The organism is Dactylosporangium vinaceum (genome assembly GCF_019904175.1).
GTDB classification, from domain to species: domain Bacteria; phylum Actinomycetota; class Actinomycetes; order Mycobacteriales; family Micromonosporaceae; genus Dactylosporangium; species Dactylosporangium vinaceum.
Window position 1 is genome coordinate 3,147,579 of sequence record NZ_CP061913.1, and the last position, 22,576, is coordinate 3,170,154.

16 protein-coding genes are annotated in these 22,576 nt (G+C 72.3%); 11 read left to right on the forward strand and 5 right to left on the reverse strand.

What is annotated here, in order from left to right; all coding sequences use genetic code 11:
* Positions 1-55: 55 nt before the first annotated feature.
* Complete coding sequence (locus Dvina_RS13915) at positions 56-1,009, forward strand: Lrp/AsnC family transcriptional regulator (protein WP_223102896.1); 954 nt, start codon at positions 56-58, stop codon at positions 1,007-1,009.
* Here Dvina_RS13915 and Dvina_RS13920 read toward each other — a convergent pair.
* Positions 1,006-3,291, reverse strand: coding sequence for a putative bifunctional diguanylate cyclase/phosphodiesterase (locus Dvina_RS13920; RefSeq protein ID WP_223102897.1), 2,286 nt, complete (start codon positions 3,289-3,291; stop codon positions 1,006-1,008). The genes Dvina_RS13915 and Dvina_RS13920 overlap by 4 nt on opposite strands.
* A gap of 78 nt (positions 3,292-3,369) precedes the next feature.
* On the opposite strand from Dvina_RS13920, the gene Dvina_RS13925 reads away from it, so the two are divergent.
* The 4 genes from Dvina_RS13925 to Dvina_RS13940 all read left to right on the forward strand — a co-directional run bounded on the left by Dvina_RS13925 (position 3,370) and on the right by Dvina_RS13940 (position 6,833).
* Complete coding sequence (locus Dvina_RS13925) at positions 3,370-4,593, forward strand: sensor domain-containing diguanylate cyclase (protein ID WP_246656204.1); 1,224 nt, start codon at positions 3,370-3,372, stop codon at positions 4,591-4,593.
* A gap of 24 nt (positions 4,594-4,617) precedes the next feature.
* Positions 4,618-5,034, forward strand: coding sequence for a MarR family winged helix-turn-helix transcriptional regulator (locus tag Dvina_RS13930; protein ID WP_223102898.1), 417 nt, complete (start codon positions 4,618-4,620; stop codon positions 5,032-5,034).
* Entirely contained in the window at positions 5,031-5,396 is a 366-nt protein-coding gene (locus Dvina_RS13935; protein ID WP_246656205.1) for a hypothetical protein, read from the forward strand. The genes Dvina_RS13930 and Dvina_RS13935 overlap by 4 nt, the downstream gene beginning before the upstream one ends.
* A 105-nt stretch (positions 5,397-5,501) precedes the next feature.
* Positions 5,502-6,833: a condensation domain-containing protein gene (locus Dvina_RS13940; RefSeq protein WP_223102899.1), complete on the forward strand. Its 1,332-nt coding sequence runs from the start codon at positions 5,502-5,504 to the stop codon at positions 6,831-6,833.
* Positions 6,834-7,564: 731 nt separating this feature from the next.
* Here the strand turns inward: Dvina_RS13940 and Dvina_RS13945 are convergent.
* Both Dvina_RS13945 and Dvina_RS13950 read right to left on the reverse strand, forming a co-directional pair.
* A complete protein-coding gene (locus Dvina_RS13945; RefSeq protein WP_223105521.1) occupies positions 7,565-8,311 on the reverse strand; it encodes an alpha/beta hydrolase in 747 nt (248 codons plus the stop codon).
* Positions 8,312-8,331: 20 nt separating this feature from the next.
* Complete coding sequence (locus Dvina_RS13950; RefSeq protein WP_223102900.1) at positions 8,332-8,976, reverse strand: CGNR zinc finger domain-containing protein; 645 nt, start codon at positions 8,974-8,976, stop codon at positions 8,332-8,334.
* Positions 8,977-9,035: 59 nt separating this feature from the next.
* Here Dvina_RS13950 and Dvina_RS13955 point away from each other — a divergent pair, with 59 nt between their 5' ends.
* On the forward strand, positions 9,036-10,625 hold the full coding sequence (locus Dvina_RS13955) for an MFS transporter (protein WP_223102901.1): 1,590 nt from the start codon (positions 9,036-9,038) through the stop codon (positions 10,623-10,625).
* An 850-nt stretch (positions 10,626-11,475) separates the two neighbouring features.
* Here the strand turns inward: Dvina_RS13955 and Dvina_RS13960 are convergent.
* Positions 11,476-12,009, reverse strand: coding sequence for a GNAT family N-acetyltransferase (locus Dvina_RS13960; protein ID WP_223102902.1), 534 nt, complete (start codon positions 12,007-12,009; stop codon positions 11,476-11,478).
* A 635-nt stretch (positions 12,010-12,644) separates the two neighbouring features.
* Here Dvina_RS13960 and Dvina_RS13965 point away from each other — a divergent pair.
* From Dvina_RS13965 to tsaA, 4 genes are all read left to right on the forward strand, one after another.
* Positions 12,645-14,498, forward strand: coding sequence for a glycosyltransferase family protein (locus Dvina_RS13965; RefSeq protein ID WP_246656206.1), 1,854 nt, complete (start codon positions 12,645-12,647; stop codon positions 14,496-14,498).
* A complete protein-coding gene (locus tag Dvina_RS13970; RefSeq protein WP_223102903.1) occupies positions 14,495-15,607 on the forward strand; it encodes a glycoside hydrolase family 26 protein in 1,113 nt (370 codons plus the stop codon). Before Dvina_RS13965 ends, Dvina_RS13970 begins: the two co-directional genes overlap by 4 nt.
* Positions 15,608-15,625: 18 nt before the next feature.
* The gene (locus Dvina_RS13975; RefSeq protein WP_223102904.1) at positions 15,626-17,968 is read left to right on the forward strand and encodes an Hsp70 family protein; all 2,343 of its coding nucleotides are present in this window, start codon (positions 15,626-15,628) and stop codon (positions 17,966-17,968) included.
* A gap of 74 nt (positions 17,969-18,042) precedes the next feature.
* Positions 18,043-18,459, forward strand: coding sequence for a tRNA (N6-threonylcarbamoyladenosine(37)-N6)-methyltransferase TrmO (gene tsaA, locus Dvina_RS13980; RefSeq protein ID WP_223102905.1), 417 nt, complete (start codon positions 18,043-18,045; stop codon positions 18,457-18,459).
* Positions 18,460-18,528: 69 nt separating this feature from the next.
* Here tsaA and Dvina_RS55165 read toward each other — a convergent pair whose 3' ends face one another.
* Positions 18,529-20,268 carry a hypothetical protein gene (locus tag Dvina_RS55165; RefSeq protein ID WP_223102906.1) on the reverse strand — a complete coding sequence of 580 codons (1,740 nt, stop codon included), beginning with the start codon at positions 20,266-20,268 and terminating at the stop codon, positions 18,529-18,531.
* A 261-nt stretch (positions 20,269-20,529) separates the two neighbouring features.
* Between Dvina_RS55165 and Dvina_RS13990 the strand changes: the two genes are divergently transcribed.
* Positions 20,530-22,551: an Hsp70 family protein gene (locus Dvina_RS13990; RefSeq protein ID WP_223102907.1), complete on the forward strand. Its 2,022-nt coding sequence runs from the start codon at positions 20,530-20,532 to the stop codon at positions 22,549-22,551.
* The last annotated feature ends 25 nt before the right edge of the window (positions 22,552-22,576 follow it).

Sequence of the window (22,576 nt, forward strand, 5' to 3'; positions counted from 1 at the left end):
GCCGATAGCTTTCGCCGTGATCATGGCGGATCTCGACTCGTTGTAGGCTGCTCTGGTGGAAATCGACACACTCGACCAGTCGGTGATCGACGCGCTGCGCCTCGACGGGCGGGTGTCGTTCAGCACGCTCGCCGAGGTCCTCGGCGTCTCCGACCAGACCGTGGCGCGGCGCTACCGGCGGCTGCACGACGAGGGCGTGCGCGTCGCCGCCATGCCTGACGGGGTCCGGCTCGGCTACGACATGTGGATGATCCGGCTGCAGAGCGCCCCGGACAGCGCGGCCGCGATCGCCGACGCCCTGGCCCGGCGGCCCGACACCTCCTGGGTCACGCTGGCCTCGGGCGGCACGGAGATCACGTGCATCGTGCAGAACCCCGGGACCGCCGACCGCGAGACGCTGCTGCTGCAGAAGCTGCCGCGCACGCCCCGCCTGGTCTCCGTCCGCGCGCACTGCCTCATGCACCACTTCGCGGGCGGCCCGGTCGGCGGAGAGGCGCGCAGCACCATGCTCAACCCCGAACAGACCGAGCGGCTGCGGTACCGCCCCGCGCTCCTGGACACTCCGGCCGTCCTGGCCGCGGAGGACGGGCCGCTGCTGGCCGCGCTCAACCGCGACGGGCGCCTCGGCTTCCCGCAGCTCGCCGCGGCCACCGGCTGGTCGGAGTCGACGGTGCGGCGGCGGCTGGAGCAGCTGCGGGCGACCGGGGCGATCTTCTTCGACGTCGAGCTCGACCCGGCGACGCTGGGGTTCCGGGCCCGGTTCATGCTGTGGCTGACGGTCGCGCCCGCGCACCTGGCCGCGGTGGGGGAGGAGCTGGCCCGGCACCCGGAGGTGGTGTTCGTGGCCGCGACGACCGGGGAGACCAACCTCATGGCCATCGTGCTCTGCCGGAACGTGGCGGACCTGTACACGTACGTGACCCACCGGATCGGGCCGCTGCAGGGCGTGGAGCGGCTGGAGTCGGTGCCCGCGCTGCGGCACGTGAAGCAGGTCGCGTCGCTTGTCTAGTGCCGCACGGCCAGCCCGGCGAACGCGGGGGCCGGGGTCCGGGACCGCTCGGCCAGGTCCTCGGGGGCGAGCGGCTTCGAGTACAGGTAGCCCTGGCCGTACCTGTACCCGAGGTGGCGCAGCATCCGCGCCTGCGGCTCGGTCTCGATGCCCTCGGCCACCGTGTCCAGGTCGAGGGCCTGCGCCATCCGGATCACCGCCGTCGCCACCGCCTCCTGCCGGGCCACGGTGGTGATCTCGGAGACGAACGAGCGGTCCAGCTTCAGCGCCGTCACCGGGCACGTCAGCAGCAGCCCCAGCGACGACGCGGCCGTGCCGAAGTCGTCGAGCGCGATGCGGACACTGCTGTCGCGCAGCTGCTGGAGCGCGGCGATGGCGGCCTCGTCGACCACCGCCGTCTCGGTGACCTCGATCGTGAGGTGGATCGGGTCGAGGTCGGCGTCGGCGAGGGCGGCCAGCACGTCGCCGACGAAGTCCGGGTCGGTGAGCTGGCGGCCGGCGACGTTCACCGACACGTACGACGGGGCGGCCGCGCCGAGCTCGCGCCGCCACCGGGCCTGCTGCGCGCACGCCTCCCGCATGACGAACCGGCCCAGCGGCACGACCAGCCCGGTCTGCTCCGCGGCCGGGATGAAGTCGCCCGGCGGGATGGTGCCCAGCTCCGGGTGGCGCCAGCGCACGAGGGCCTCCGTGCCGACGGTGCGCCCGTCGTCGAGGCGCACGATCGGCTGGTACTGCAGATACAGCTGGCCGGCGTCGATGGCGTCGCGCAGCCGGGCCCCCAGCTCGGCGTGGGCGACGATCCGGGTCGTCATGCCGGGCACGTAGACGAAGTGCCCGCCCTTGCCCCGCTCCTTGGCCGCATACATGGCCAGGTCGGCGTTGCGCAGCAGCGTGTCGACCTCGTCGCCGGGCTCGGAGGTGGCCACGCCGACGGAGGCGCGGACCAGCAGCTCGTGGCCGGCCGCGCGGACCGAGGCGGACAGGGCCTCGCGGATGCGCTCGGCGACCCGGATCGCCGCCTCGCCGGCGACGTCGTGCAGCATGGCCGCGAACTCGTCGCCGCCGAGCCGGGCGATCATGTCGTCGTGGCGGACGGCGGCCCGCAGGCGCTCGGCGACGGTGGTCAGCACCTCGTCGCCGACGGCGTGCCCGAGCGTGTCGTTGATGAGCTTGAAGTCGTCGAGGTCGATGAGCAGGACGGCGGTCGGGGTGGCCCGGTCCAGCGCGGTGCCGAGCAGCTCGGTGAAGTGGGCCCGGTTGACCAGGCCGGTCAGGGCGTCGTGGTTGGCCTGGTGGCGCATCCGCCGCTCGTGGGTGCGCACCTCGGCCAGCAGCCGCTGGTTGTCGCGCAGCGCGAGCAGCTGGCGGACGCCGACGACCGCGCTTACCGCTATCGCGCCCGAGGCCACGGCGGCGATGTCGCGGTGGTCGGTGTACGCGACCCAGGCCAGCAGGACGAGCGTCGCCCCCACCGCGAAGTAGGGCAGCTTGCTGTATCCGCGGGGCGGCCGGACCCGGCGCTCCCGCTCGGCCGGGCGCCACTGCGCGCGGGCCGCGTGCGCCACCAGCAGCGCCGACACCAGGTTCAGGACCGGCTGCAGCCCCGAGAACTGCGGGCGCTGGGCGATCAGCGGCGACGCCGCCGAGCTGATCCCGCCGACGGCAAGGGTGGTGGCGAGCAGGGCCATGGAGCGGCGGCTGACGGTACCGCTGCCGAGCATCACGACCTTCAGCACGGCCGCAAGCGTGATGAGCAGGGCGGTGCCCACGATCGACAGGCCGGCGACGACCTGCAGGTCGCCGTTGTGGGCGGCCACGGGGTGCAGTGCCAGGTGCCACAGGAACAGGGCCGTGGTGACCAGGACCGTCAGCCCGTCGAGGCCGAGGCGGACCCACTCGGCCCGGGTCCGGGCGTGCACCGGCAGCCGCAGCAGGGCGTACAGGGTGCAGAAGATGCCCACGACGAGCAGCGGCGAGGCGATCTGCAGCAGGCGGGTGGCCCACGGCGCGTCGGGGGTCATCCGGGCCGGGGTCATGATCGCCGTGCCCACGGTGACCCAGGCGCTGCCGATGCCGAGGCGCCGCCAGAACCGGCGGGCGCTCGCGGCGATCTCCGGCGCGGACCCGGTCAGCCAGGTGGCGAGCGCGGAGAACGCCAGCCCGAGCGGGCACAGCGCACATACGATCCACTTCGGCACCGGTACGCCGGCGGCGAACAGGGCGGTCCACGACACGGACGCGAGCAGGCAGGCGACGACCGCCCCGTGCACCCGCCGCATTGCCGTCTCCGCCGCCACGGTCTTCTATCGGCAGGAAGGTTTGCTCAGTTGAGCACACGGGTGGGCCGATAAGACGCCGTGAGCGTCAACGGCCGCCTGTTCACGTGGGTGTCGCTGGTGGCCGTGGGCGGCATCGACAGTCTGCTGCTGGCGCACTGGGGCGACCGGCACGGCGTGCGCGGCTGGGTCGTCCCGGTCGCCGCCCTCGTCCTCAACGGGCTGGTGCTGGCGCGGCAGGCGGTCTCGCTGCGGGTGCACGAAAAGACCCTGCGACGGCTGGACGGGACCCTCGCGGCGCTGCGCAAGTCGATGGTGCGCGACCAGATCCTGGCCGACATCGGCACGGGCCTGCTGACCGCGGCCGACACCACGGCCGTCCACGAACTCGCCGTCGAGGGCGCCGCCGCCCTGCTGGCCGACACGTCCGACGCGCTCGCCGTGGTGCTCGCCCCCGACGTCGACGAGCTGGTCGTCACGGCCGCCGCCGGCACGGAGCTCGACGGCACCGACACGGGGCTTGTCGGCCGCCGCGTGGCCCCGCCGGCGGGCCTGCGCACCCTCATGCAGTCCGGCGAGGTGCTCGGGATCGGCTCGATCGCGGAGCTGGGCGTGCCCGGCATCGACTCGACCCGCTCCGCCCTGATCCTGCCGCTCGTCGTCAACGGCCGCTTCTTCGGCGTCATCGTGGCGACCTCCGAGCGGTCCCTGCACGCCGAGCTGCGCCGGGCGCTGGAAACACTGCGCACCCAGGTCGCGCTCGCCCTCGACGGCGCCGCCCTGACCGCCGAGCTCACCCGGCGCGCCCTGCACGACCCGCTGACCGGCCTGGGCAACCGCGCCCTCATCGGCGAGCGCATGGTGCAGGCGCTGGCCCGGGCCCGGCGCACCGGCAGCCGCGTCGGCGTCCTGCTGATCGACCTCAACGGCTTCAAGCCGATCAACGACACGCTCGGCCACGAGGCCGGCGACGAGCTTCTGCGCGCGGTCGCGGGCCGGCTCACGCACTGCGTGCGCCTCGAGGACACCGTCGGGCGGCTGGGCGGCGACGAGTTCGTGGTGGTCCTGGAGGACCTGCCGGACCTGGCCGCGGCCGCGCGCGTCGCCGAGCGGGTGGTGGAGGCCGTGGCCAAGCCGATCGTGGTCGACGGCCACGAGCTCCCGGCCAGCGCCAGCGTGGGCGTGGCCATCTCCAACGACGCGTCGCTGCCCGACGAGCTCCTGCGACAGGCCGACAGCGCGATGTACACCGCGAAGAAGACCCGCAAAACGGGCGCCTTCGCGATATGGGGTTCCGGAGTTTAGTCCGAACTCGTATAGTCCGATTCCGTGGTACCTCTCCTGCTCGACCTTCAGCGCGCCACCCACGCGACCCTCCACCACCTCACGACCGCCCTGGCCGACCTGCACCTCTCGCCGTCCGAGCTCAACGCCCTGGCCAACCTGGCCGTCTTCACCGACGGCACCGGCACCGTGTCCGAGCTGGGCGCGGCCGCCGGGGTCCGCCCCACCACACTCACCGGCATCGTCGACCGCCTGGAGCAGCGCGACCTGCTGACCCGCGGGCCCCACCCGAGGGACCGCCGCACTGTCGTCCTGCGCCTCACGCCCGCGGGGGCCGCGGTGGCCGCCCGGGTCATCGGCGCGATGGCCGAGCTCGAGCGGCGCGCCCTGGCCTCGTTGCCGTCCGGCGCCGCCGCGGACTTCGCGGGGGTACTGCGGGCGCTGACGGAGGCCGCACAGTGACGTTCGACGAGCTGTTCGCGGCGGTGACCGGCTCCTCGGGCCGCTTCGCTCACCGCGACCACGTGCACCTGACCTGGCTGGCCATTCGCGCGGTGGGTCCAGCGGCCGCGGTCGACCTGGTGAGCGACGGCATCCGGCGGACCGCGCGATATGCGGGGCAGCCCCGCAAGTACCACGCCACGATGAGCCGGGCCTGGGTCGAGCTCATCGCGGCCCGGATGTCACAGGCGGACGCCACCTTCGACGACTTCGTCGCCCGCCACCCCGAGGTGCTGGACAAGCGGCTGCTGAACACCCTCTACCGCCCGGGCACCCTGGCCACCGAGGCGGCCCGCACGGGCTGGGTCCCGCCGGACCTGTAATACGCCCGGGCGGGTATCGGGGCTGGCGCTCCGTCGGTCGGCCCCGCACTCGCATCCATTCGTATTCTTGCCTGCATCGATGTCCACTCAGCACGATGACCTTCCATGGAACGCATCAGGGTGAGCTTCTCCACCGGCACCGCCGCCGGCGCGGGCGTCGGCGGGCTGACGTGGGGCCAGCAGCAGGTCTTCCGGGCCATGCGCGAGATGGGCAGCTCCATGAGCATGGGCGGCGTCGTCCCGGTCCACGACGCCCGCCAGGTTGCGGACTTCGCCGACGAGCTGCGCTTCCTCATGACCCGCTACCCGTCGATGCGCTCCCTGCTGCGCTTCGCTCCCGACGGCACGACGACGCAGGAGGTCTTCACCAGCGGCGAGGCGTACCTGTCGGTCCACACGGCAGGCACGGACGCGGACGCGGCCACGCTGGCCGCCGAGGTCTACGCGGGCTGGAAGTCGCGCCCGTTCGAGTACACGACGGAGTGGCCGATCCGCATGGCCGTCGTCCGCACCCCGGCCGCCGTGACCCACGTCCTGGTCGACGTCTGCCACCTGGCCACCGACGGCAGCGGCCTGGCCACGATGATCCGCGAACTCCCGCAGCGCCACGCACTTGCCGCAACGATCGCCGGCGGTCCCCTGGAACTGGCCGCCCAGCAGCGCCGCTCGACCCGCCAGACCGACAACGCCATGCGTTTCTGGGAAACCCACCTGCGCACCATCGACGCCAGGCGCTTCCCCGCGGGCCACCGCCACCCGCCGGCGCCCCGCTTCCGCCGCCTGATCTGGACCTCGCCCGCCCTGCACGCCGCAAGCGAACGCGTGGCGTCACGGCTCTCGGTGGACACCGCCCCGGTACTCCTGGCCGCCTACGCCACCGCCTACGCCCGCGTGGTCGCCACCCCCCGGTTCGTCACCCAGGTGATCGTGGGCAACCGCTTCCGCCCGGGCCTGGCCGACGCGGTGACGCCACTGGCCCAGAACGGCCTGGTGGTCATCGACACGAGCCGAGCCACCGCCGACGAGACGATCCACCGCGCCAGACAGGCGTCGATGGCCGCCTCGAAGTACGCGTACTACGATCCGGCCGCCCGCGACGCGTTGCTGGACCGGGTGTCGAAGGACCGCGGCGAGCCGATGGACCTGCAGGTCCTCTACAACGACCGCCGCACCGCGACAAGCCCTGCCGCCAGGCCGTGGACGCAGGCGGAGATCGACGCGCTGAGGCCACGAACACGGGTGGTCAGCGAGGCCGAGCTGCCGTACTTCAACGAGAAGCTGATGCTCAACATCGACGACATCGAGGACACGACCCAGATAACCACCGAGGTGGACACCGCCTACCTCCCGATGCCGGCCCTGCACCGCCTACTGACCGAGATGGAAAACTTCACCGTAACCGCCGCCAACTCCCCGCCCACCCCAGCCACCCCGTAACCCCACCCGCGACCACGCACCAACCCGCCAAGCACCTCCACCACACCGGAGCCGAGCCGAGCCAGGCCGGCCAGAGCCGAGCCAGGCCGGCCAGAGCCGAGCCAGGCCGGGCAGAGCCGGACCGGACCGGGAACCGCCGAGCGCCCGCCATGCCGCAATCGCCGCCGCCGCCCGAGTAAGCCGCACAGGATCTCCGTAGCCCAGTTCGACCGCAGCCGCGGCGGCCGTCAACCACCCCATACGGCCGAACGCACCCTGGCCACCACCGTGCCCGACGGCCAGTGCAGCCATGACCATCTCAATGCCCTGGCCGGCCGCGGCGCCCTACCTGGCGACGTTGCCTCGGGCGGCAGTGACGCCGTGCGTGGCCGCGTTGCCTTGGCCGGCCGCGGCGCCCGGCCTGGCCGCGTTGCCCTGGCTGGCTGCAGTGCCCTGCCTGGCGACGTTGCTCCGGCTGGCAGCGGCGCCCTGGGCTGGCCGCGGTGCTCCGGGCGGTCGCGGTGCTCTGCCCGGCGACGGTGGCGGTCAGCGCGGCGGCGGCGGTGCTGCTCCCTGCCGGCTCGTGCGTGGCGACGGCGTGGGCGGAGGGTGGCCGACCGGCCCTGCGATGCGCAGTGCGGGTGACTGCACCGCCGCAGGGGAACGGCATCACGGCAACGGCGTCGATGGAGCGCGGTTGACCGGCCCTGCGATGCAGAGCGCGTCGACTACATCGCCGTTGGGGTACGGCATCATGGCAACGGTAGCCAGGCGAGTACGTCGCGGATCTTCGCGTCCCAGAAGCGCCAATCGTGGTCACCGGGGGAGAACTCGCTCACGAGTGGCACATTGTGCTCGGCGCAGGCGTCTCGGAATTTGACGTTCGACGGGTACAGGTGGTCTTCGGTGCCGCACGCGGAGTACAGAAGCGGCGGGTTCTTGACGTTCTTGATGAGGTGCAGCAGGTCGTCGGGAGTGTTCTCGACCATGGGCGGGTCGCCGAAGATGCGTGGCCACATCCGCGGGTCCTCGGGCGGGCGCAGTGCCTTGGCGCGGGTGGCGATGTCCAGGACGCCCGACAGGCTCGCGGCGGCGCCGAAGCGGTCGGGGTGGCGCAGTGCGAGCTTGAACGCGCCGTAGCCGCCCATGGACAGTCCGGCCGCGAAGGTCTTGGCGGGGTCGTCGGAAAGGCGGAACAGTGCGCGGGCCGTGCGTGGCAGCTCCTCGGAGATGAACGTCCAATATGGACGGCCCCAGACCTCGTCGGTGTAGAAGCTGCGCTGGACCTGGGGCATGACGATGGCGAGTTGCATGTCCGCGGCGTACTGCTCCAGCGTCGTGAAGCGGGTCCAGGCCGTGTCGTCGTCGCTGAGGCCGTGCAGGAGGTACAGCGTCGGGAGTTCGGCCGGGCGGTCGGGTGTCGGCGCGGGCAGGAGCACGGTCATCGACGTGGCGAACCCGAGTGCGTCGGAGAAGAAGTCACATCGAATGCGAACCATCGGCATGCTCCCACCATAACCTATTTTGGTGGTAGCTGTCGACCCCGGCGTTTGACCGTGAGGCGGCGGGCCTTCACGCGGGTGCCGCAGTCCGCCATCGCGCACCAGCGGCGCGAATGGTTGCGGCTGCGGTCGAGGAACAGCCAGCCGCAGCCGCCCTCGTCGAGCGGGCACTGGCGCAGATCCTCGATGTTCTCCCTGGTCAGCAGGTCGACAGCAATGGCGGCCAGGCGGTCCTGCACCGCGAATGCGGCGACGTCGCCGAGTCGGAGCCGGCCGATCGTCGGCGAGTCGGGCGGCAGCGTGAGGCCGCCCCTGGCCACGGCGGCCGCGTAACGTGTGCCGAGCTGTTCGAGGGCTGGTTGATACGGGAGTATCGGGCCTCCCTCCTCGTTCAGCCGGGCCAGTAGTACTGCATAAAGGGCCTCGCGAATCGCCAACACGGCGGCCAGCGCCGCCTCACCCTGCCAGACGAGCCGGATCTCCCGGGCCTCGACCGGCTCCACCACGCGGGTGCGGACGGCCCACTCCAGCAGCTCCTCCGGCGTATTGAGGTGCTCCTTCTCGGGCTCGGCCCCCGGCACCCGCGGCTCCACCGTATTCACCAGGTCGAGCCCGGTATGCCCGCCGACGATGCGAAGTGCGGAGTTGTCCGTCGCTTCCATGTGTGAGATGCTACCACCGTTCAGGCAAATACCGGAATCATCGGGATGGGAGAGCGCACATGCTCGAACACCGACGCGCCAACCTGGCTCTGATCGCACTGTCCGTCTCGACGTTCACCTACATCACCACCGAGGTGCTGCCCGTCGGGCTGCTCACCCTCATGGCCGACGACCTGCACCGGTCGCGATCGCAGGTCGGGCTGCTGATGACGGGGTACGCCGTGGTGGTCGTGCTCATGTCACTCCCGCTCGCCCGCGTGACCCGGCGCATCCCGCGAAGGCTGCTGCTCGGCCTGACCCTCGGCGTCTTCTCCGCGGCGACGCTTGTCTCCGCACTCGCGCCCGGATACGAGGTGCTGCTCGCCGCCCGGCTCGTCGTCGGGCTCAGCCAGGCGCTGTTCTGGTCCATCGTCGCCTCGACCGCGACGAGTCTGTTCCCGCCCTCGCGCCGCGGCCGGACCGTGGCCCGCATGTCGCTCGGCGCCGCCCTGGCTCCCGTGCTCGGCGTGCCGCTCGGGACCTGGATCGGTCAGCAGGCGGGCTGGCGCGTCGCGTTCCTGGTCATGGCCCTGGTCGGCGTCGCGACCTGCGCCATGGTGGTGGCGTTCCTGCCGAAGGTCGCGCCCGAGGCCGACGCCGCATCGCGCGGCGCGACCCCTTCGCTGCGGCGGTACGTCATCCTGATGCTCTGCACGGCGATCGGCGTCACGGGCGCGATGACGGCACAGACCTACGTCACGCCCTACCTGCTCGACGTCACCGGGTTCGCCGCCTCGAGCCTCGGCCCCGTGCTCCTGTTGACGGGCTCGGCCGGTTTCCTGGGCGCCGCCGTCGTCGGACGATTTCTTGATGGGTACCCCTGGTTCGCGCTCCTCGTCCCATGGATCCTCATCGCCGCGTCGCTGACGCTGCTGTACTCCCTCGGCACCCTGAAGTTCGTCGCGGTCGCGGCGCTGGCCCTCATCGGCTTCGGATACAGCGCCATGGCCGCCGCCGTGCAGAACCGCATCCTCCTGGTCGCCCCGGGCAGCACCGACATCGGCTCCGCCGGCGGCAGCTCGGCGTTCAACGTCGGCATCGCCACCGGCTCCTTCCTCGGCGGCGCCATCATCGACCACGCCGGCGTTCGGACGGTCGCCCTGGCCGGCGCCATCATCACCGCCGCCGCCGTACTCCTGCTCCTCGCCGAACCCCGCCTCGCCCGCGACCGCCCCCAGCCCGACCACGCCGAGCCCGACCGCTCCCAGCGCGACCACGCCGAGCCCGACGGCCCCCAGCCCCGTCGCGCCGAACCCGACGGCCCCCAGCGCGACCACGCCGAGCCCGACCGCTCCCAGCGCGACCACGCCGAGCCCGACGGCCCCCAGCCCCGTCGCGCCGAACCCGACGGCCCCCAGCGCGACCACGCCGAGCCCGACCGCTCCCAGCGCGACCACGCCGAGCCCGACGGCCCCCAGCCCCGTCGCGCCGGCCCCGACCACACGGAGCCCGACCACGCCGAACCCCACCGCTCTCAGCCCGACCACGCGAAGCCCGACCGCCCTCAGCGCGACCGTCCCCAGCGCGGACGATCGCAGGCCCCGGGTCGAACCTCGGCCCGATCTCCGCAGGACGAGCCCGCGGCGCCCCTGTGGGAGGCGGTGATCTGATTCGCAGCTGACCGGTGCTACTCCCGGGCCGTGAGCAGCGCCAGCGTCGCCGCAGGAAGGATCGGTCTGCAGGAGGCCGCCCGCGTCGGAGCCTGCCCACGTCGGAGCCCGTCCGCGTCGGAGGTGCCGGCATGGAGCTCCGGCCGCCCGACCAGCACCTCATCGCACCTCGCATCGGGGAGCATGGAGTCAGCGGAAGGCCGCCCGCGGAGAGCCGGAGCGGAGAGTGGAGGGCCGGGAGCGGAGAACCGGGAGCGGAGAACCGGGAGCGGAGAACCGGGAGCGGAGAACCGGGAACGGAGGGCGGGAACCGAGAACCGGGAACGGAGGGCGGGAACCGAGGGCCGGGAACGGAGGGCCGGGAGGCGATCGGGTATTGCCGGTGCCCTCAGCCATCATCGGCAGAGCCACTCGCGCGTAAGGCGGACCGGGGCGAGCCCACTCGTGTGCAAAGCGTCTCGCGCGCAGGCCGAATCAGGCGCAGACCGAATCGCGTGCGGGCTCGATTACGCGCACGTCGAGTCGTGTGTAGGGCAGATTGCTTGCAGCGCGGGCGGGCACGAGGCGGTTTGGTCGCGGGGGGCTCGCGCGGGAGTTACTCGCGCGCTGGGTGTTTCGCGCGCCGGGCTATTCGCGTGCCGGGCGGTGTTGCACGAAGTGCAGGGCGGTCGCGCGTAAGGCGGTTCAGAACGTTTTTGAGAAAGTCACGCGAAGTCGGCCAGCAGTTCGGCAACCACCCTCGCGTTGGCCCGGCGGCAAAGAGGACGACCGCTGGGGGTCGGCGTCGACGGTTTGAGGGCCCTGGTGCACCGCTGGGTTAGGGGCCTTGGGAGCTTCACCTCACGAGCGGTCATGGGACGCGTGACATGTAGTGCAGGGTGCCCTTCTCGTCGGTTTCGCTTCGGGTGAAGGACATGCCGAGATGGTGGAGTACGCGTAGTGAGGCGGTGTTGGCCGGTCTGACTGTCGCCCAGACGCGGGGCAGTCCGATGCGGGCGCACTCGGTGATGACGGCGGTGGCTGCTTCGGTGGCGTAGCCGCGGTGTTGGCTGTCGTGGCGGATCTCGTAGCCGATTTCGGGTTCGGTGGGGCCGGTGCGCCCGACGAAGATGCCGCAGTTGCCGACCAGGCGGCCGGTTGGCCGCTCGCGTAGGGCGTACCAGCACAGGCCCAGGTCTCGCCGGCATGCCTGTCGACGGGTGATCCAGTGCTCGGTTTCCCGGATGTCGCGCAGCGGCCCGTTGCCGATGGTGTGGGTCTGCGGATCGCTGAAGAGCTCGTGCAGTGCTTCGGCGTCGTCGGGTTGGAAGGCGGCCAGGTCCAGGCGCGCGGTGGTCAATGTCCTGCGCATGCCACCTCGGGTCGACATGTCGAGATCGTCCACGGCGGCGCCATGCCCGGCAAGTGCGTATAGCTCGACGGTCGAGCCGGGCGGTGGTTCGCAACGGATAGACGCAGCGCGCTCGCACCGGGTCGAGACGCCGGCGAGCGGGCCGCGGCGGCTGGCCGGGCTGGTGCTCGGTCGGGGACGCGGGCCAGGAGCCTCGGTGTGAGTGGCGTATGCAAAAGGAGATGCGCGCCGGCGGCTGGAGATACCGGGTGTTGCCTCAGCCGCATGTCAGGTTGTCGACACTTCCCGGGGTAATTCGGGCGGCACTGGATTGGTTCAAGAAAGAGATCAGGAAAGGGGCTGTCGGATCTGTTACATCCTGGGGCGTCCAAGGGCTGCGGAAAGTCCCGAAAAACGCTCTTGAGCTGCGCAGACACGGTTGGTGTGAAGGTTGGTTAACGGGCCGTTCGGGTGGTCCTCGTGATCGCATTCTGTGCCTACCATCGGCATTGCGTGGGCGGCTCCGGGTCGTCCCTGGGTCGGAATGGTTTCTGCTGACAAGATCGGAGGCCGGGTCGTTGCTGGACACCGCCGCGCCCCGATCGGTGGCATCCGGGTCGTCCGGAGCTGAGGCCACGCCCGGTGCAGGGTCGCGCGCTGAGCGGCGGGCTCGGCGGCGGCGCGGGAAGTTGCTGGCCAAGGCCGAGCAGACGCACCGGGCCTACGAGGACTGCAATGAGCTTGCCGGGCCGTTGACGACGCCGCGGACGGCGCAGCACCCGGTGGTGTTCCGGCACGTCGGGGGTGCGTGGCGGCGGGTCGTGCTGTCGCTGCTCATCGGGCTCAACTTCCTGACCGGTGTGGTGTTCGTCGGGTGGCTGCTGCTGCCCGAGCACATTCCCGGCGGCGGGGACGCGGCGCCGGGTGACTGGCACGTGATCGTGGCGCGGGTGGCGTTCTGCTTCGTGGTGCTCGTCGAGGCCGTGCGGATGCTGCAGAACTTTGCCGTGTGGGTGTTCGCGTGGAAGGCGCGCGACCCGGTGCCGATGGTGCCCGAGCCGGGGCTGCGCATCGCGATGCTGACGACGATCGTGCCGGCCAAGGAGCCCATCGACGTTGTCGAGCGGTCGTTGAAGGCGATGCAGCGGGTGCGGTACGACGGGCAGGTCGACATCTGGATCCTCGACGAGGGCGACGATCCGCGGGTCAAGGCGATGGCCCGGCGGCTGGGCGTCAACCACTTCTCGCGCAAGGGGCGGCCCGAGTTCAACCAGGAGCACGGGGCGTTCCGGGCCAAGACGAAGTCCGGCAACCACAACGCCTGGCGGGCCACGCACGAGCACGTGTACGACGTCGTGGCGCAGATGGACCCCGACCACGTGCCAATGCCCAGCTTCCTGGAGCGCACGCTCGGCTACTTCCGCGACCCCGACGTCGCCTTCGTCGTGGCGCCCCAGGTGTACGGCAACATGTACGACAACTGGGTCGTGCACGGCGCGTCCGTGCAGCAGTACCTGTTCTCCGGCCTCATCGAGCGCGGCGGCAACGGGCTCGACGCGCCGCTGCTCATCGGGACCAACCACCTCTACCGGCCGCTGGCGTGGGCGCTCATCGACGGATACCAGGACTCGATCATCGAGGACCACCTCACCAGCATGGTCGTCATGGGCGCGAAGAACCCGCTCACCGACCGCAGGTGGCGGGGCGTCTACACGCCGGACGTCGTGGCGATCGGCGAGGGGCCGACCAGCTGGACCGACTACTTCAACCAGCAGAAGCGCTGGGCCTACGGCGTGTGGGAGATCCTGCTGCGCAAGGCCAAGCCCAGCCTCGCGCGCCTGAGCATGGGCCAGCGCCTCTGCTACGGCCTGGTCCAGTCGTACTACCCGAGCGTGGCGCTCTCCGCGGTCTCCGGGATCGTGGCCACCGGGACCTACCTCACGCTCGGCATCAACGCGGCCACCATCGAGTGGCGCCTGTGGCTCGGGCTGTGGGGCGCCAGCATGGGCAGCTGGGCGATCCTGTGGCTGTGGCTGCGGCGGTACAACCTCGCCCGGCACGAGCGCCGGGAGATCGGCGTGCACGGCATGCTCCTCGCGCTCTTCGCCATGCCCGTGTACGCGGCGGCGGGGCTGGCGGCGCTGGCCCGGCGGCCGCTCGCCTACGCGGTGACGGCCAAGGGGCGGCTGCGCAGCGGCGACGGGCCCCGGACGTTCCGGACCCACGCGGTGTGGGCGCTCGTCGGCGCCGCGCTGCTGGTGACGAGCGCGCTGCTGCGGTACGACTCGATCGCTTTGCGCTTCTGGGCCTCACTCAGTGTCGTCGTCGGCGTCCTGCCGCCCCTGATGGCGTATGCGGCATATCTGCGCCGGCGCGGTGTCGAGGAGCCCGAGGAGGACCCGGTGACCGCGGGCCTCGTCGTCACCATCCGGGCCACCGCCGCGAGTGGGATGGCCATCGACGACCTGCCGACGGTGCACGGGTTTCCGGCGGTGCCGCACGCGGGCCTGCCGATCCAGCCCAAGCAGAAGAGCCCGGCATGATCACCCTGCCGCGGCTCATGCTGGCCGCGCTCGTGGTCATCGGCGGCTACGTGTTCGTGGTGGCGCCGCGCGTCGAGGCGTACACGAGCGCGAAGGCGACCTGGCAGGAGCAGCTCGCCGAGCCGGTGCCGTCGTTCGCGCCGACCCAGGCGCAGAAGCCGCCGCAGGTGTTCCCCCAGAACGGCACGGCGTTCTTCGGGATCTTCACCGAGAAGGGGCCGGGCGACCTCACCGACTACAACGGCTTCGTCAAGGCGGCCGGCAAGCAGCCGCAGGTGATGATGTTCGCGTCCGGCTGGGGCGCGCAGAAGCACTTCGACCGGCAGCCGTTCGACCGGATCGTCAACCGCGGCATGCTGCCCATGCTGGGCTGGGAGCCCTGGGACTACCGCGCGGAGTCGAAGACCGACAAGGACCGGGGCACGCAGCCGCAGTACCGACTCGGCAACATCAGCGGCGGGAACTTCGACGCCTACATCACCGAGTGGGCCAACGGCATCAAGGCGCTCGGCTATCCGGTGGCGATCCGCTTCGCCCACGAGATGAACGGCTACTGGTATCCGTGGTGCGAGTCCGCCAACGGCAACCAGGCCGGCGACTACGTCAAGGCGTGGCGGCACGTGCACGACCTGTTCGAGAAGCTCGGCGCCGGGAACGTCATCTGGGTCTGGAGCCCGAACGTCGTGTACGAGAACGCGACGCCGCTGTCCCAGCTGTACCCGGGCGACCAGTACGTCGACTGGGTCGGGCTGTCCGGCTACTACGGCACCGCGGGCATGGAGAAGTACCAGACGTTCGAGCAGATCTACCGGGTCACCCTCGGCGAGCTCAAGACGCTCAGCAAGCGCCCGATCGTCGTCACCGAGACCGCGGCCACCGACGCGCAGGGCCGCAAGGCCGAGTGGATCACCGACCTGCTCCAGACGCTGCCGAGGCACCCGGAGATCATCGGCTTCCTCTGGTACGAGTCGGTCAAGGAGACGGACTGGCGCATCGCCGCCTCGCCCGCCGCGTCGGCCGCGTTCGCCAAGGGTGTCGAGCAGCCATACTTCGGGGCCCGGTGGGACCCCGACATGACTACGCGCCGGCTGGTCCCCAGCCGTGATTGATAGAGGAGCAACCCCGTGGTGAGCGGTTACGTCGTCGGCATCGACCTCGGCACGTCGAACACGGTCGCCGTGATCCGCTCGCCCGACGGGCGGCGGCGCCCCGTGCTGTTCGACGGCGCGCCGCTGATGCCGTCGTCGGTGTTCCTCACCGACAACGGCCAGCTCGCGGTCGGACGGGATGCGCAGCGCCTCGCCCAGCTCGACCCGGGCCGCTACGAGCCGAACCCGAAGCGGCGCATCGACGAGCCCTCGGTGCTGCTGGGCAGCTCCGAGATTCCCACAGTGCACATGCTGGCGGCGGTACTGCGCGCAGTGGCGGTCGGCGTCGCGGAGGTGACCCGGTATGCGCCGCCGGTCGTGCTCACGTACCCGGCCTCGTGGGGGCAGACCCGGCGCAAGATGCTGCACGACGCCGCCGTCACCGCCGGGTTCGGCGACGTCAGCATGCTGCCCGAGCCGGTCGCCGCGGCCCGGTACTTCATCAGCGCCCTCAACCACCCCCTGCCCCCGGGCCAGGCCGTCGTCGTCTACGACTTCGGCGGCGGCACCATCGACATCGCCGTGGTCCGCAACGATCCGCAGGGCTTCACCGTCATCGGCTCCGGCGGCCTCGAGGACGTCGGCGGCCTCGACCTGGACGCCGCCCTCGTCGAGCGGCTCGGCGAGGTGCTCGCGGCGTCGCAGCCGGACGTGTGGCGGCGCCTGCAGGACCCGCGCACGTCGCAGGAGCGCCGCGACCGCCGGCTGTTCTGGGAGGACATCCGCGGCGCGAAGGAGATGCTCTCCCGCACCACGGTGGCCCCCGTCTCCGTGCCCGGCGTCGAGTCGGCCCTGCACCTGACCCGTGACGAGCTCGAGGCGAAGATCGGGCCGATGATCACGCGGACCGTCAACGAGACCGCCCGCGTGGTGCGTGACAGCGGCCTGACCGCCAACGGGCTCGCCGGCATCCTGCTCGTCGGCGGGTCGTCGCGGGTGCCGCTCGTGGCCCGCATGCTGCACCGCGAGCTCGGCGTCGTCCCGACCGTCCTCGAACAGCCCGAGCTGCCGGTCGCCGAGGGTGCGGTCGTCCACCCGTCCGAGCTGACCGCCGACGGCCGGGTCCCCGTCGCCACCGGTACCGCCTCGGTGCCGGTGAGCGCCCCGCCCTCCGGCACGCAGTCGATGATCTACCCGGTCTCCGGGGTGCCGATGTCGGCGCCGCCCGTCTCGGGGCCGCCGGTCTCGGCGCCGCCGGTCTCCGGGCCGCCGCTGCCGGTCTCGGCCGCGCCGGTCTCGCCCGCGGTGACCTACACGCCCGCGCCGCCGAAGCCACCGCAGCTGCCGGCGCCACCGCCGTCCGGAGGGCGCAAACGGGCCGCGCTCATCGCGGGGATCGGCGCCGCCGTCCTGCTCATCGCGGGCGGTGCCTTTGCGCTGAAGGCCTACAACGACAACACGACGACGCCGTCCGGCACGAAGTCCGACGCCCCGGCCGTCATCGGCAAGTGGGAGAAGCTCAGCGAGCTGCCCACGAAGATCGGCATCGAGGGCGCCGGCGCCGCTGTCGTCAACCGGCAGCTCTGGGTGATCGGCGGCTACACGGCCGAGGAGCCGCGCGGCACCACCGACCAGGTGTGGATCTACGACCTGGACCGCACCAACAGCTGGGTCAAGGGGCCGAAGCTGCCCAGGACGCTGAGCCACATGGGCGTGGTCCTGGACAGCAACAAGACCATCTGGGTCCTGGGCGGCCTGGCCAGCGACGGCGCCACCGACCAGGTCTGGCAGCTCAAGCTCGGCTCCGAGACGTGGGAGGAGGGCCCGAAGCTGCCGGCCAAGCGCAACTCCGGGGTCGCGCTGCAGGACAGCGACGGCATCATCTTCGCCGGCGGCACCGGCTCCGACGGCTTCGCCACGGACACCATCTGGGCCCTGGACGCCGGCGGCTGGAAGTCGATCGGGCAGCTGTCGCAGAAGCGCGAGAAGCTCACCGCGACCACCGACCGGGCCGGGCGCATCTGGTTCATCGGCGGGCGCCGGCAGAAGGGCGACGGCGTCACCCTCGACTCGATCGACATCATGCAGGAACGCAAGATGACAAACGACCACCTCACGATGGACGGCCCGCGCGAGGGCGCCGCGGCCATGTTGATCACCAAGGTCGGCCTGTGCGTGCTCGGCGGCAACAACGGCCCGAAGGCGCTCGGCTGGTGGTGCCAGGACGCCTCCAAGACCGCGACGCTGCCCAAGCTGGACCTGCCCCGGGCCGGGCAGGCGGTCGCCATCTCCGACGGCACGATCTACGCCGTCGGCGGCTACAACGGCGAGCAGAACCTCAACGGCAGCTTCGACGTGGAGGCGTTCCAGTACACGAAGTGAGCCTGGCCCAGTGCGCTCCGGCGGTGGCGCTGGGTGACTGCGGTGCGTGCCGGTGGCGGGATAGGGTGCGGGGCGTGTGGCATGACGGGTTCGTGGTGCGGCCGGTCGGGCGGGTCGAGTCGGCGCTGGCCGAGCGGGCCGGGGCGCCGCGGCAGGGGGACGAGGGTGCGCCCGAGGCGTGGCTGGTGTTCGAGGAGCGGGTCGCGGCGGCGCTCGCCGATCTGCGACCGGGGGACCGGGTGCTGCTGCTGACCTGGCTGCACCGGGCCGACCGGGACGTCCTCGCCGTCCACCCGCGCGGGGACCGCAGCCGCCCGGAGACCGGCGTGTTCAGCACCCGCGCCCCCGACCGCCCCAACCCCATCGGCCTGCACGGCGTCGAGATCCTGGCCGTCGACGGCCTGCGGGTCAGGGTCTCCGGCCTCGAGGCCATCGACGGCACCCCGATCCTCGACGTGAAGCCGGTCCTGGGCGACCTCCAGCAGCGCTGACGGCCACACCGCGGACAGCCGGCAGCCGCACACACCTGCGGACAATCAGCAGCGGCGCAGCGCCGGCGGTCAGCTGCTGCGTACCTGCTGGGCGCAGCTCGTCTCCACGCCGGCCCAGTCGGTGCCCAGGACGGTCGAGGAGGCGATCTCCAGCGAGTCGTTCTTGCGCACGACGTCGCCGAAGAAGTCCAGCATCTTCGGCTCGGTGTACTTCTTCGCCAGGCAGGTCATCGCCAGCAGCGCGATCCCGTACCGCGCGTCGATCTCCCAGCCCGGTGTGTTCTGCGGCGGCGGCCCCATCGTGATCTTGCCGTCCCAGCCGTTCTTGACGAACTTGCGCACGTCGGGGAGGCGGCCCTTCGTCGTCGTGCCGTCCCGGTCGGCGATGTAGTCGGCGATCCCCTCCGTCATCCACCAGTCCTCGGCCGTGCCGTAGTCCTCGCCCACGGTCACGACGTGCCCGAACTCGTGGGTCAGCAGCACCTGCAGGAACGTCTGGCCGGCGTCGGCGGCCTGCATGACGATGCCGCGGGGGCCCGTCGAGTAGCCGTCGTAGGACGCGCCGATGTCGCCGTTGTCCCACCAGGTCTTCCACTCGCCCTCACCGGCGACGTAGACGATGTACCACTTCGGCGGGGGACCCCACTTCGAGTATCGGTCGGCCACGTCGGCGGCGGCGTCGGCCTTGGTGGCGACCCGCTGAAGCTTGCTCGCGTTCGCCCCCGAGCCGGCCACGATCACCCGCCGCCCGACCACCGTCTGCAGGGCCGAGGCGTCCCACGGCTCCGAACTCTGCTCGTACTTCGCGACCGTCGCCTGATCCCCGGCCACCGTCCACGACGTCTGCACCACCTGCGGGAACTGCTGGACGCACCCCTGGCCGAAGCAGTAGTCGTGGCGGACCAGCACGCTCCAGGTGCCGTCGGCGTTCTGGGTCGGCTTGTCCACAAGCGTGGGCGTCCACACCCGCACACCCATTGCCCGCAACGATCCGAAGCGGCGGTTGTACCCGTCCTGCAGCCCGGCACCCACACCCGCCAGGTATCCGGCCTGATCGCCGGCCAGCAGCGCCTTGGACTGCTTGGTGAGCGTGGCCAGGATCTTGTCGCCGACGGTCGGCTCCGCGTTGGACGGCGGCGCCGCTGCGGCCACCGCTCCCGACCGCCCCGGAATGGCTTTCGCGGGCAGCGCCACACGCTGCCCACTCGGCCCCTGCGAGGCGATCCACACCACGAGCGCCAGCACGAGCACGACCGCGACGAGCACACCCGACACCACCGGCCACCGCCGCCGAGCGGGCGGCGCCGCCACAGCCGGCACGACCCCGGCCGGCCAGTAGATGGGCGCAACACCGGGTGCCGGCAGCCCCGGCGGTGCCGACACGGGCGGCAGCCCCTGCGCCGGCGCGAACATCGCCGGCCCCCGCCCGTCGAAGGGCTCCGTGGACGGCTCGGTCGGCGCCGGCGACGACTCCAGCCCCGGCTCCGCGGCGGGCACACCCGTCGCCGGCGCCGGCGGCGCGAAGGCCGACTCCGCGCCCGGCGCGGGTGGTGCGGAGACCGACTCCGCGGATGGCGCGGGCGGTGCAGAGGCCGATCCCGCGGGTGCTGCGAAAACCGACTCGGCGGCGGGCGTCGGCGGCTGGCCCGGCACGAACAGGTCCGGCCGGCGCTCCAGGAGCGATTCGCGGTCCGGACCGGACGGTGGTGGCTCGACGAACAGCTCTGGTCCGCGCTGGCGAGGGATCGCCGGCCCGGCCTCGGTGACCGCTGCCGGCGCGGCCGGCTCCGTCTTGTCCCCGTCGTCCACGGCTGGCACGGTACTGGATACGAGCCACCCTCGGGAATCGGAGGTCCGGCCACGATCACGGCCCGTGAACCGGCCGGTCGGCTATCCGACTGCGGCGGGCGGCGGCGACCTCACGCAGTGGGCCGGTCCCGCTGCGTGCCGACCGGCGCCGCCGGGTGGGCGGTCGGTGACAGAGCGCAGTCGCCGGTGGACGAGCCGCGGTGGGTGGTCGGTGTGACCCCGAGGTGGCCGGGTGGAGGCGGTGGCTGAGACGATGCCGCGATGGCCTTCCGGTTCGCTGTCGATCTCGGCACGTCCAACACGGTCGCGGTGGTCGACAGGGGTGACGGGACGCCGCGTCCGCTGCTGTTCGACGGTAGCCCGGTCCTGCCCTCGGCCGTGTTCGCGGACGTGACCGGGGCGCTGCTCGTGGGGCGGGACGCCGAGCGGCACATGATGACCGACGCGGCGCGGTTCGAGCCGAACCCGAAGGGGCGCATCGACGACGGTGCCGTCCTGCTGGGAGACCGGGAGCTGCCCGTCGCCGAGCTCCTCGCCGCCGTGCTGCGCCGGGCCGCGGCGGAGGCCGCGCAGACCGGCGTCGCGATCGTCGACGCCACCGTCCTGACCTGCCCCGTCGACTGGGGTACCGCCCGCCGCGCGATCCTGCTGGAGGCGGCCGCCCGCGCGGGTCTGGGCCGGGTGCAGCTGGTCGACGAGCCGGTTTCGGCGGCCACGTACTGCGTCCGCGCCCTCGGTGGCCGGCTGGCCCCCGGGCGCTGCGCGGTGGTGTTCGACTTCGGCGGCGGCACGCTCGACGTCACGGTCGTCGAGGCCACGCCCGGGTCGCTGCGGGTCCTGGCCACCGGCGGGCTGGCCGACCTCGGCGGGACCGACGTCGACGACGCACTCGTCGGGCACCTCGGGCACCTGCTGAGTGCGGCCGACCCCGAGCTGTGGCAGCGGCTGGCCAATCCGCGGACATCGGGGGAGTACCGCGACCGCCGCACGTTCTGGTCGGAGGTCCGCCAGGCCAAGGAGATGCTGTCGCGCACCGCCTCCGCCCCGGTCCACGTCCCCGGCTCCGACCGCGCCCTGCACCTGACCCGCGAGGAGCTCGACCGCGTGGCCGGCCCGCTCATCGACCGCGCCGTCGACGAGACCCGCCGGGTCCTGCAGCGCTCGGCGATCACCCCGGCCCAGCTGGACGCGATCGTGCTTGTCGGCGGCTCGAGCCGGCTGCCCCTGGTCGCGAGCCGGCTGCACGCGCGCTTCGGCCTGGCCCCCGTGGTCCCCGAGCAGCCCGAACTCCCCGTGGCCTTCGGCGCCCTGCTCCTGACCGCCGCGGCGGCCCGCGAACGATCACCGCACCCCACCGCGCCGGTCCACCCCACTGCGCCCGTCTACCCCACCGCACCGTCCGGCTACGGCCAGACCACTGCGCCGATGCAGCCGACCGCACCGTCCGGCTACCACCAGGCCACCCCGCCGTCCGGCTATCCGCCTGCCAGGCCCGCCTCCCCGCCTTCCGGGTACTTACCGGCCACTGCGGCGTCGGGGTACATCCCGGCCGCGCCACCGTCGATGCCCGTCTCGGCCGCCCCCGCCGCCGGTCCGATCTCGGCCCCGCCGGCCCCGATCGCCCCGGCGCCTGTCGCCGCGGCGCCGGTTGCCGATGTGCCGCGGCGCCCGTCGGTGGTGATCGGGCCGGGCGTGACGATCCAGGGCAACGTGGGCATCTACGGCGACGGTGTGCCGTTCCCCGGCGATCGCGATGACGACGAGCCCGAGCCCGAGCCGGCGCGGGCGGCGGCACCGACCTCCCGCCGGCCGGCGCGGACGGGGTTCGGCCTCATGCGCCGGGTGCGGTTCGCCCTGCTGCCGCTGCTGCCGGTCGCGTTGATGCTGGTGCTCACCCCGTGGGGCCGCGACCTGCTGCACGAGGGCTTCGACGCGGTGTCCGGCCCCGGCCCGAGCGCATCGGCGCCGGCCGCGCAGACCCCGGTCCAGCAGTCGTCGGCGCCGGCCGCCGCCGCCCAGGACGCGACCGCGAAGCTCGACCCGAGCATCGCGAAGCCCGGCACCTCGGTCCGGCTCACGGTGCACGGCTTCGGCCCGCGGGAGAAGGTCGAGGTGAAGGCCGGTACCAAGGTCCTGACCACCGTCACCACCGACGAGGCGGGCGGCGCGGAGACCACCACGACCCCGGCCGCGAAGGGCGCCGCGGCGGGCACGGTATTCATCATCCTTACCGGCAAGACGAGCAACCGGACCGCCAACGTGGCCTTCGTGATCCAGTCCTGACCGCACCGAGGCGCTAGGGTCAGAA

What these genes read in the sequence shown, in the direction of transcription:
- Dvina_RS13950 (WP_223102900.1), bottom strand. Translation starts at nt 8,976, where the DNA reads ATGGAAGCGACGGACAACTCCGCACTTCGCATCGTCGGCGGGCATACC.
- Dvina_RS13990 (WP_223102907.1), top strand. Translation starts at nt 20,530, where the DNA reads ATGGCCTTCCGGTTCGCTGTCGATCTCGGCACGTCCAACACGGTCGCG.
- Dvina_RS13920 (WP_223102897.1), bottom strand. Translation starts at nt 3,291, where the DNA reads ATGCGGCGGGTGCACGGGGCGGTCGTCGCCTGCCTGCTCGCGTCCGTG.
- Dvina_RS13945 (WP_223105521.1), bottom strand. Translation starts at nt 8,311, where the DNA reads ATGGTTCGCATTCGATGTGACTTCTTCTCCGACGCACTCGGGTTCGCC.
- Dvina_RS13940 (WP_223102899.1), top strand. Translation starts at nt 5,502, where the DNA reads ATGGAACGCATCAGGGTGAGCTTCTCCACCGGCACCGCCGCCGGCGCG.
- Dvina_RS13955 (WP_223102901.1), top strand. Translation starts at nt 9,036, where the DNA reads ATGCTCGAACACCGACGCGCCAACCTGGCTCTGATCGCACTGTCCGTC.
- Dvina_RS13970 (WP_223102903.1), top strand. Translation starts at nt 14,495, where the DNA reads ATGATCACCCTGCCGCGGCTCATGCTGGCCGCGCTCGTGGTCATCGGC.